At 62.8% G+C, this 2,545-nt stretch carries 2 protein-coding genes; both read right to left on the bottom strand.

Annotated elements, in window-relative coordinates:
* Positions 1-1,937: xanthine dehydrogenase family protein molybdopterin-binding subunit (locus tag NZM16_RS07670; protein ID WP_295479717.1), on the bottom strand; the 1,937-nt coding region annotated here is incomplete at its 3' end.
* 7 nt (positions 1,938-1,944) lie between these two features.
* Positions 1,945-2,545 (bottom strand): FAD binding domain-containing protein (locus NZM16_RS07665; RefSeq protein ID WP_295479715.1); only part of this gene is annotated, 601 nt, incomplete at its 5' end.

Genomic DNA, 2,545 nt, shown 5'->3' with positions numbered 1-2,545 from the left:
ATTTGCTCCATCAGGGCCTGACCCAACCCGAAAATGACGTTGCCCTGGTTCTGGAGCTCGGCCAGCGCGGGGTTGACCACCCGCCCTGCGTAGGCTGCCGCGCAGTAACGTAGAATCCGAATCTTCCCTGTCTCCACATCGACTTCGATTTCACACGCTCCAGCCCCCTGATGCCAGTGGGGGGAGGCAATCCCCTGGCCGGTCTCCGGGTCCAGACCGCCCCGCGTCTCGAAGACGCCGTGGGCTTCCAGGGCTTCCATGCTGTGCCGACGCAGGATCTCCTCCCACGCAATCCATTCCTCCGGCCGATCCCGAAGCGCCACCCTTCCCGTCTGGACGATAAGTTCCTCCGGGTTTGCCTCCAGGAGGGGAGCAGCCCGCCGGCGGAGCTCCTCCTTCAGCCGGGCAGTCGCTTCCTGAACGGCCGCACCCATCATGCTGGTGGATCGGCTGGCACTGGTGGTGGCGTCATAGGGGACCCGGGTGGTATCCGGTCCGATCACCTCAATGCGCTCCAGCGGGAGGCCGGTTTCCGTCGCGGCGATCTGTGCCAGGGCTGTGTGGGCCCCCTGTCCCATCTCTACGGTCCCGGTGTGAAGCTCCAGCCGTCCATCTGCCCGCAAGACCACCCGGCATTCGGAACGGGAGCGGGGGAGAGTGCTCTTCATCATGATGGCCAGCCCCCGTCCCCGTCGTCGGGTTCCTTCCCCCTTTTTTTCATGTGGCTGCTCCCATCCCAAGCACTCAGCGACGGCTTCCAGACATTCCAGGAAGAAGGCCTCTTCGATCAATTCCCCAGTGCAGAAGCGATCGCCCGGGCGCAGGAGGTTTCTCCGTCGCAATTCCAGAGGATCAATCCCCAGCCGACAGGCGATTGTATCCATATGGGATTCGTAAGCCCATGCGCCCTCGAAGCTCATAGTGCCTCGGAACGGACCGGCGGGCGGCAAATGGGTGTAAACCCCATAAGCATCCACGTGCACAGCGGGGATCCGATATGGCCCCACCACCCGCACCAGGCCAGCGCCGCGGAGCAAACGTGGGGTGATATCCGCATAGGCCCCGGCTCCCCAGTAGACCTCCACTTGGCGGGCGGTAAGGGTTCCATCGCTCCGAACGCCGGTCCGGATGCGAATATGAGCGGTATGCCGGGTGAGGAGAATGAACTCTTCGGAGCGATCCAGGATCAAGCGAACCGGGCGGCCACTGACCTTCCAGGCCAGGGCAGCGACGATCGGTTCCAGGCGGACATATCCTTTTCCTCCATATCCGCCTCCAAGCGGCGGGACAATCACCCGCACGAATTCCCGGGGAAGGCCGAAGATCTCCGCTATCGTTTCCTGGACCGCGAAAGGGGCCTGGGTAGTGCTCCAGAGGGTGAGGCGACCATCTTCCCATTGGGCGATGGCCCCATGGGGTTCCAGGGCGGCGTGGGAGGCAGGCGGGGTGGTATAAGTCTCCTCCACGATCAGGTCAGCTGCTGCGAATCCCCCTTCTATATCGCCGTGGCGCAAGCGGGTGTGGAGGAAGATGTTATTCGGACAATCTTCATGAACAAGAGGCGCTCCGGGCTCTGTTGCCTCAAGGGGATCGAACACCGCTGGCCATTCCTCGTATTCCACCTCTATAGCTCGCGCAGCCTCCTCCGCTGCCTCCAGGGTCTCAGCAGCAATCGCCGCGACGGGCTCTCCCACGTAGCGGACCCGATCCCGGGCGACCACAGGCTGGTCTCTTCGATCCACTCCGTAGAAGAGGCGTGGGGCCCTTGACTCGTTAAAGTCTTCCGCGGTGAGCACAGCGACTACCCCCGGGATCCCCATGGCGGGTCGGGGATCCAGGCGGCGGATCCGGGCATGGGGAAAGGGGCTGCGCACGACCTTCGCTACCAGCATTCCCGGAAGCCGGAGATCCGCGAGGTGAGATATCGTTCCGCGCACCTTCGCCTCAGCGTCCCGCATTGGCACTGAGCAGCCCACAGCCATTGCGTATCTCCTCCAGGGCTCTTCGAATATGAACTTCAATCATGCGCCTGCGGTAATCGGCGGATCCCCGTAGATCGCTCAGGGTTTCGATTTGATCCGCATAGCCCTGTGCGATCCTCCGGATCGCTCGCTCATCCAGCGAGCGCCCGATGGCGAGCTGCTCCACTTCCGGAAGGCGCCAGGGCCGCTCGCACGCCGCCCCCACAGCCACTCGCAGGTCCTGACAGATTCCATCCTCGAAAACCCCCAGAGCAGCTACACCTAAACACGGTCGATCCTCTGCGGAACGCGTGCGAAACTTGAGGTAGGTCATGCGGGCCCCAGGAGGAGGGGCTGGGATCTGGATCCCAACGATGAGTTCCCCTGGCTCCAGGGCGGTTGTGTAGAATCCCTGAAAGAACTCAGCAATAGGGATTGCCCGACTGTTCTCCGTCTTCTGGGTCCGCACGACGGCGTCAAGGACCATCAGGGCGATAGGGGGGTCAGAGGCGTAATCTGCTTCCGCAAGGTTTCCGCCAAGGGTTGCCTGATAGCGGATCCGGATATTTCCAACCTCACCGCAG

The sequence above is a fragment of the Thermoflexus sp. genome (assembly GCF_025055495.1).
Lineage (GTDB): Bacteria > Chloroflexota > Anaerolineae > Thermoflexales > Thermoflexaceae > Thermoflexus.
The sequence above is the reverse complement of the archived record's forward strand: the minus strand, read 5'-3'. Positions and strand labels throughout refer to the sequence as shown.